This is a genomic window from Gammaproteobacteria bacterium (assembly GCA_033720895.1).
GTDB lineage: Bacteria > Pseudomonadota > Gammaproteobacteria > Natronospirales > JAJUFS01 > JAWWBS01.
Genome location: JAWWBS010000081.1, coordinates 1 through 7,159, shown reverse-complemented (window position 1 = coordinate 7,159; position 7,159 = coordinate 1). Strand labels below are relative to the sequence as shown.

Sequence of the window (7,159 nt, the reverse complement as noted above, 5' to 3'; positions counted from 1 at the left end):
GCCTTACTCGCCCTACAGAATTGAAAGTGATCGACTGACTGCCAGGTGCTGGTCGCCTGAAGATGCGGAAGCATTCCGTGCACTGCTGGATCGCAACAATGACCATCTCCGGCCCTTCATCCCCTGGATGGCGGACGAGCCTCGTTCGCTGGAGCAGACCCGGGAGCGTCTCCGGAAAGACAGCCTCCGTTTCACGGATAACGACGACTATCGCTATGCATTGCTGGATCGTGGCGGCATCCTGATCGGCGAGATGATCCTGTCAACGCGCAGCGGCGGCAATTCACGCGAGGTCGGTTACCTGCTGGACAAGGAAACCATTGGCAGGGGCCTGGCCACCGAAGCCGCCGCCATGCTGATTAAAGCCGCCTTCGTGCATTGCAAGGTGGATCACGTCGACCTGCATTGCAGCCCTCGCAATACCGCCAGCATCCGCATTGCGGAAAAGCTGGGATTCAAACTGCTTAAGATCGAAGAGAAGTCGATGACGGACAGCGAAGGCCTTGTCGACGATTCCATGCACTGGCGTCTTGGGTCAGGCGACTTCCCCGGGTCACTGGCAGCGGGCATCGACATCCGTGCCTTCGACGGGCACGGCAATCAGCTTCAGGACTGATTCGACAGGTAGCTGGCCACGCCCTGCCCGGCGCGTCGGCCCGTGGCAAAACAGGCGGTCAGCAGGTAGCCACCCGTTGGCGCTTCCCAGTCCAGCATTTCGCCCGCGCAGAACACGCCGGGCATCGCTTTCAATTGCAGGAAGTCATCGACGGCATCGAGACTGACGCCGCCCGCGGAGCTGATCGCCTCGGCAATGGGCCGCATGCCGGTCAATATCAGCGGCAGGCATTTCAGCTTTGCGGCAAGCGCCTCCCCGTCCAGCTGCGCAGGATCGACGCCCGCCTCGCGCAACAGCGACACTTTCTCCGGGCCCAGGTTCAGGCTGCGTCGCAGGCGTTCGGACACCGAGCGCTTGCCGGCCGCCTTGTTCCAGCGCGCAACAATTGCATCCGCCGTCATGTTCGGCAGCAGGTCGATTTCGATGGTTGCCCTTCTTGCCGGGTCAGCCAGCAACCGGTCACGGATGGCCGCCGACAGGGCATAGACCACGTTGCCCTCCAACCCCCATTCGGTCAGCAGGAATTCGCCCGCAAGGAAATCCTCTTCGCCCTGCAAGCGCATGCCGATGTTCTTGACGGGCTGGCCGGCAAAGCGCGCCTTGTGCACATCGCTCCAGTTGCATTCGAATCCCGAGTTGCTCGGCTTCAGTGCACTGACATCCACATCCCTTGCCAGCAGCCAGGGCACCCAGCTGCCATCCGACCCCAGTCGCGGCCAGCTGGCACCGCCCAGCGCCAGCACCGTCGCTGCCGGTTGAATCTCAATGGACTCATGTCGGTTTTCGAATGTGAGCTGACCCTTGTCATTCCATCCGGTCCAGCGATGCCGGGTATGGATGTCGACACCGACCGCACGAAGTCGCGACAACCAGGCTCGCAACAAGGGTGCGGCTTTCATTTCGCGAGGAAACACGCGGCCAGACGAACCGACAAAGGTTTCGACTCCGAGATCGTGTATCCAGCCTCGCATGGCCTCGTTATCGAAATCGCGCACCATGGCTGCCAGCAAGGGCGAGCGCGGCAGGTAGCGATCGAGGAAGGGATCGAGTGATTCGGAATGGGTGATGTTCATGCCGCCCACACCGGCCAGCAGGAACTTGCGTCCGACCGACGGCATGGCATCGAAAAGCCTGACGGCGTGACCGGCGTCGGCTATGACTTCGGCAGCCATCAGGCCGGCCGGACCGCCTCCTATGACAACAACAGGATCGGACATGTCAGCGGTTTACCGCCGTGGCGCGGAGTCATCCCGTTCGCCCAGCATGCGGGCCGGCAGGAACAGGATGGCGCGCACGAAAGCGAGCATCGCTTCCATCAGCACGCCGAAAATCCGGAACGGGATGGACAGCAGCCAGAAGATCGGCCAGAGCACCAGCATGACCAGTGCCAGCGGCCAGCTCAGTACCAGCACGATGGCCCACAACAGCATCACGACCAGCAATTGCATTTGTCATCCCCATGCGATTATCGAAGCACCTAGGTTAACACCCGACCTTTCTCATTGTTCGATCATTGTTTCGCGTTCAAGCAGCTCGCGCTTCCGTTCCACGCCCCAGCGGTAACCGGCAAGGCTGCCGTCCTTGCCGACCACCCGATGGCAGGGAATCAACAGTGCAATCCTGTTGCGCGCACAGGCCGAGGCCACGGCGCGCGTTGCATTCGGCTTGCCCAGGTCCTTAGCGAGTTGCGAGTAGCTGCGCTTCTCTCCCAGCGGGATTTTCTGCAAGGCTTTCCAGACGCTGGCCTGGAACGCCGTGCCCTGGATATCCACCGGCAGGCACAGGGCCTCCTCCGGCAGCAGGATGAAGTCGCGCACGGCATCGAACCAGTCACGCAAGCGCTGCTCGCCATCACCGAAGCTCGCCTTCGGGAATGCCGCGCGCATCTCTTCAAGCAGCTCGCCGGGCCGGTCACCGAATGACAACCAGCAGATTCCTTTCTCGGTCGCTGCCATCAACATCCAGCCCAGCTCGGAAAGGCCGAGCCACCAGTCGATCGAGATGTCACCCCTGAACCTCGCGGGTGCTGCGCCGAGTCGGGTTGTCGCGCGGTCATACGCAGCCGCAACCGACGAAAAGCCGGCATCGAGAACGGCATCGATGGCCTTGCTGCCACCCGCTGCCCGTGCCAGGCGATGCAATTGCAGCGCCTGGCCATAGGCCTTGGGACTTGCGCCCAGTCGTCGAGTGAATTGCCGTTGCAATTCGGATGCGCCGACACCGAGCTCTGCGGCAAGCGCATCCAGCGTCGGCATGGGATCGCTGCGTTCGATGATCCTGCAGGCAGCCTGCAGGGTGCGTGGCCAGTCGATGTGAGGGTTACGGGAGCTCATTGGCAGAATGCGGGTCGCTTGAATAGGGGTGCGTCTCGGCAAGGAAACCGGGCTGATGGCGAATGGTCTCGATCCAGCGCATCACGTTTGGAAAACCCTCCAGCGAAAGGTCCGTGCCTTCCAGGAAGCCGATGTAGGCGACCAGGCTGATATCCGCAATGGTATACCGGGAATCGACCAGGAAGGCGTCGCTTTCCAGCGCGTGATCGAGAATGCCCAGCGCCTTCTGGCTGGCAGCCGCCTTTCCGGCAATGGCCTCCGCACTGCGCCGGGCCAGCTTGCCGGTCAGGCTCCAGTGGCGGTATGCCGCCACCCCGTTCTGGACGACATCCTCCTCGAAATACAGCCAGCGCTGCACTTGTGCACGTTGCCATGCGTCGGTCGGCAAGTAATCGCTGCCGTCCGCCAGGTACCAGAGAATGGCATTCGATTCCGGCAGGCAGCGACCATCCTCCAGTTCGAGGACTGGCACGGCGCCGACCGGATTCTTTGCCAGGAAGCCGGGGGTCTGCCCTTCGCCTTCGAAAATGCTGACCGGGCGTTGCTCGTACTCGATTTCCAGCAACGCCAGCAGCTGGCGAACCTTCCAGGCATTCTGCGACGGCAGGTAATCATGCAGGATCAACATGACTGCACTCCTGTGTTGTTCGGATGTGCAGAGCATGCGCGGCATGCGTGGCGCGTTCTTCCGGATTCTTGCGCTGAAAAAGAAAAAGCCCGCCGAAAGGCGGGCTTTTCCGCAAGGCAGTGGACCTCAAAGCAGCGGTGCGATCACCAGCGATACGATCGCCATCACGTTGATGAGGATGTTCATCGCCGGGCCCGAGGTGTCCTTGAACGGGTCACCCACGGTGTCACCGACCACGCAGGCCTTGTGAACGTCCGAACCCTTGCCGCCGTGGTTGCCCTTTTCGACATACTTCTTGGCGTTGTCCCAGGCACCGCCGGCATTGGCCATGGTCAGCGCCATCAGCACGCAGCCGATCAGCGCGCCGCCCAGCATGCCGCCGAGCGCCTCGGGGCCAAGCCCGAAACCGACCACCACCGGTGAGCCCACGGCGAGCACGCCGGGCAGGATCATCTTCTTGAGAGATGCCTGGGTGGCGATATCCACGCAGCGAGCGCTGTCCGGTTCGGCCGTGCCTTCCATCAGGCCGGGAATTTCGCGGAACTGGCGGCGGACTTCGTTGATCATGTCGAAGGCCGCATCACCCACCGCCTGCATGGTGATGGCAGAAACCGCGAACGGGAAGATGCCGCCGAGGAACATGCCCATCAGTACGATCGGCTCGCCGATTTCCAGCGAAAAGGCCGGGTTGTGCAACTTCACCGTTTCGATGAACGCCGCGATGATCGCCAGCGCCGCCAGGCCGGCCGCACCGATGGCGAAGCCCTTGCCGATCGCTGCGGTGGTGTTGCCCACCTCATCGAGACCGTCCGTGATCTTGCGCGTCTCCTCGCCGAGGCCCGCCATCTCGGCAATGCCGCCGGCGTTGTCGGCGACCGGACCGTAGGCGTCAATGGCCATGGTGATGCCGACCGTCGACAACATGCCGACCGCCGCCACGCCAACGCCGTAAAGGCCGGCCAGCTCGCTGGAGACGAAGATGATGCCGGCAATGACCAGCACCGGGATGATGGTCGAGCGCATGCCGATGGCCAGGCCCGAGATCATCACCGTGGCCGGGCCGGTTTCACCCGATCGGGCTATTTCACGGACCGGACGACCACCGGTGTAGTACTCGGTGACCAGGCCGATGATGATGCCGCCAAGCGCACCCGACAGCACGCAGCCCCAGACCATGGGCGAAACACCCTGCTGAGCGACCAGGAACCAGGCCGCGATCATGAACAGGACAGTGGCGCCAATGGTGCCGAAGCGCAGGGCGACTTCCGGCGACTTGGAGGAATAGATCTTCACCAGCAGGATGCCGAGAATGGAACAGATCAGGCCGGTCGAGGCCAGTGCCAGCGGCAGGAACATCAGCGTTTCACGTGCTCCGGCCAGGTTTGCCACCTGCGCTGCGCCGAGCGTGGCAGCAATCGCGATGGTGGCGATCATCGAACCGCAATACGACTCGAAGATGTCGGAACCCATGCCAGCCACGTCACCGACGTTGTCGCCCACGTTGTCGGCGATCACAGCCGGGTTGCGCGGGTCGTCTTCCGGGATGCCGGCTTCGACCTTGCCGACCAGGTCGGCGCCGACGTCAGCTGACTTGGTGAAGATGCCGCCACCGACACGCGAGAACAGTGCCACGGACGAGGCGCCCATGCCGAAGCCATGGATGGCCTCGGCGTGCTCGGCGCCGAACAGGATATAGAGGGCGCCGAGACCCAGCAGGCCCATCGAGGCCACCGCGAGGCCCATGATCGAGCCACCGAAAAAGGCAACCGTCAGGGCATCTGCCGGATTGCCCGCATTGGCGGCCATCGTGGTGCGCACGTTGGCGCGCGTGGCGGTGTACATCCCGATATAGCCGGCAATGCCAGAGGCCAGCGCACCGACCACGAAGGCAAGCGGCGTGTGCCAGTGACCGAAACCGAGGTACAGGCCGATGGTCACGATGACGACGAAGCCCGCCAGGATGGAATACTCGCGGCGCATGAACACCATCGCGCCAACATGAATGGCTTCCGCGATCTCGGCCACCTTGCCGTCACCGCCGGAATAACTCTTGACCATGCCGTACACGACCAGTGCGGCCAGCAGGCCGGCAGCGCCGAGTACCAGTGGTATCCACTCGATAGTCATGACATCCCCTTTTGTTTTGAGTGCTTGAATGCTGAGGGCTTTCGCGGCCGCCGGCCGCACTCCCCTGCGGTTACGGCGCCCTGCCCGCCGTCGAGTCTAGCCCGATGGCCCGGAGCTTGCATAGACAGGCGCTCTAACGGCGAAAAAGCCCGCGAACGCCCCTGATTTTGCCGCCAAAAGCCCGTATAATGCGCGCCCTTGAAATCAAGAACTCCCCGTAACAATCCCCCTGGAGCAACAACGCATGAGCCTGGAAGACGTTACCCGCGGCAAAGACCTGCCGAACGACATCAATGTGATCATCGAAATCCCGATGAACAGCGAACCCGTCAAGTACGAAGTCGACAAGGACTCCGGCGCGCTGTTTGTCGACCGCGTGCTGACCACGCCGATGCACTATCCATGCAACTACGGCTACGTGCCGCACACCCTGTGTGACGACGGCGACCCGGTCGACGTGCTGGTCGTCATGCCGGTCGGCCTGCAGCCGGGTTCGGTCATTCGCTGCCGCCCGGTCGGCGTGCTGAAGATGACCGACGAATCCGGCGGCGACGCCAAGCTGATCGCCGTGCCGCACGACAAGGTCTTCCCGGCCTACAAGGACATCCGGTCGATTTCCGACCTGAACCCGCTGACCCTGGACCGCATTTCGCACTTTTTCGAGCACTACAAGGATCTCGAGAAGGGCAAGTGGGTCAAGATCGAGGGTTGGGGCGACGTCGACGAAGCCCGCGCCGAGATCGAAGACAGCGTCAAGCGCTTTGACGACGAACCGAACAAGCCGCACTTCTGAGTCCAGCCGCTTCACCGAGTACGCAACGGCCGCCCGATGGGCGGCCGTTTTCTTTTACCTGTTTTCTTTTACAGGCGCTCCCCCGCTACACTGACTCCATGTACGAACACGACCATACCCACGTCGACCGCAGCTCGAAGCACCTCGGTACGGCCTTGCTGTTCACGCTGTTCTTTGCCGGCGTGGAGGCCGTCACCGGCTGGTTTGCCAACTCGCTGGCGCTGATGGGCGATGCAGGTCACATGCTGACCGACTCGTTGTCGCTGGGACTGGCAGCACTGGCAGCGCGCATGTCCGAGGCGCCTGCCAACGAAAAGCATTCCTTCGGCCTGGGGCGTGCGGAAGTTGTCGCGGCGATGATCAACGCCACCTTCATGATGCTGATCGTGGGCGGCATTGCGTTTTCTGCCATCCAGCGCCTGCAGGATCCGCCGGACGTGAAAGGCGGGATGGTGCTGGTCGTCGCGGGCATCGGCTTGCTGGTGAATGTCATGGTCTTCTGGCTGATTCACCGTGGCGAAAAGACCATCAACACCCGCGGTGCCCTGCTGCATGTCATGGGCGACCTGCTCGGCTCTGTCGCCGCGCTGGCATCCGGCGCCGTGATCATGTTCAGCGGCTGGACGCTGATCGACCCGATCCTGTCGCTGTTCATCGCGGCG

8 protein-coding genes are annotated in these 7,159 nt (G+C 62.6%); 3 read left to right on the top strand and 5 right to left on the bottom strand.

The features are described 5' to 3' along the window. Positions 1 to 616: GNAT family N-acetyltransferase (locus R3217_09850; GenBank protein ID MDX1455748.1), on the top strand; the 616-nt coding region annotated here is incomplete at its 5' end. Here the strand turns inward: R3217_09850 and R3217_09845 are convergent. From R3217_09845 to R3217_09825, 5 genes are all read right to left on the bottom strand, one after another. After that, positions 607 to 1,833 carry a TIGR03862 family flavoprotein gene (locus tag R3217_09845; GenBank protein ID MDX1455747.1) on the bottom strand — a complete coding sequence of 409 codons (1,227 nt, stop codon included), beginning with the start codon at positions 1,831 to 1,833 and terminating at the stop codon, positions 607 to 609. The two genes, R3217_09850 and R3217_09845, sit on opposite strands and share 10 nt — an antisense overlap. A 9-nt stretch (positions 1,834 to 1,842) precedes the next feature. Beyond that, the gene (locus tag R3217_09840) at positions 1,843 to 2,064 is read right to left on the bottom strand and encodes a hypothetical protein (GenBank protein MDX1455746.1); all 222 of its coding nucleotides are present in this window, start codon (positions 2,062 to 2,064) and stop codon (positions 1,843 to 1,845) included. A 51-nt stretch (positions 2,065 to 2,115) separates the two neighbouring features. After that, positions 2,116 to 2,949, bottom strand: coding sequence for a methylated-DNA--[protein]-cysteine S-methyltransferase (locus R3217_09835; GenBank protein ID MDX1455745.1), 834 nt, complete (start codon positions 2,947 to 2,949; stop codon positions 2,116 to 2,118). Next, the gene (locus R3217_09830; protein ID MDX1455744.1) at positions 2,936 to 3,577 is read right to left on the bottom strand and encodes a glutathione S-transferase family protein; all 642 of its coding nucleotides are present in this window, start codon (positions 3,575 to 3,577) and stop codon (positions 2,936 to 2,938) included. The genes R3217_09835 and R3217_09830 overlap by 14 nt, the downstream gene beginning before the upstream one ends. Positions 3,578 to 3,703: 126 nt before the next feature. Then, positions 3,704 to 5,704, bottom strand: a complete 2,001-nt coding sequence (locus R3217_09825) for a sodium-translocating pyrophosphatase (protein ID MDX1455743.1) — start codon at positions 5,702 to 5,704, stop codon at positions 3,704 to 3,706. A 244-nt stretch (positions 5,705 to 5,948) separates the two neighbouring features. On the opposite strand from R3217_09825, the gene ppa reads away from it, so the two are divergent. Together ppa and R3217_09815 are read left to right on the top strand one after the other, a co-directional pair. Beyond that, positions 5,949 to 6,497: an inorganic diphosphatase gene (ppa, locus tag R3217_09820; protein MDX1455742.1), complete on the top strand. Its 549-nt coding sequence runs from the start codon at positions 5,949 to 5,951 to the stop codon at positions 6,495 to 6,497. A gap of 98 nt (positions 6,498 to 6,595) precedes the next feature. After that, on the top strand, positions 6,596 to 7,159 hold a 564-nt coding region (locus R3217_09815; protein MDX1455741.1), incomplete at its 3' end, for a cation diffusion facilitator family transporter.

What these genes read in the sequence shown, in the direction of transcription:
- R3217_09845 (MDX1455747.1), bottom strand. Translation starts at nt 1,833, where the DNA reads ATGTCCGATCCTGTTGTTGTCATAGGAGGCGGTCCGGCCGGCCTGATG.
- R3217_09840 (MDX1455746.1), bottom strand. Translation starts at nt 2,064, where the DNA reads ATGCAATTGCTGGTCGTGATGCTGTTGTGGGCCATCGTGCTGGTACTG.
- R3217_09835 (MDX1455745.1), bottom strand. Translation starts at nt 2,949, where the DNA reads ATGAGCTCCCGTAACCCTCACATCGACTGGCCACGCACCCTGCAGGCT.
- R3217_09830 (MDX1455744.1), bottom strand. Translation starts at nt 3,577, where the DNA reads ATGTTGATCCTGCATGATTACCTGCCGTCGCAGAATGCCTGGAAGGTT.
- R3217_09825 (MDX1455743.1), bottom strand. Translation starts at nt 5,704, where the DNA reads ATGACTATCGAGTGGATACCACTGGTACTCGGCGCTGCCGGCCTGCTG.
- ppa (MDX1455742.1), top strand. Translation starts at nt 5,949, where the DNA reads ATGAGCCTGGAAGACGTTACCCGCGGCAAAGACCTGCCGAACGACATC.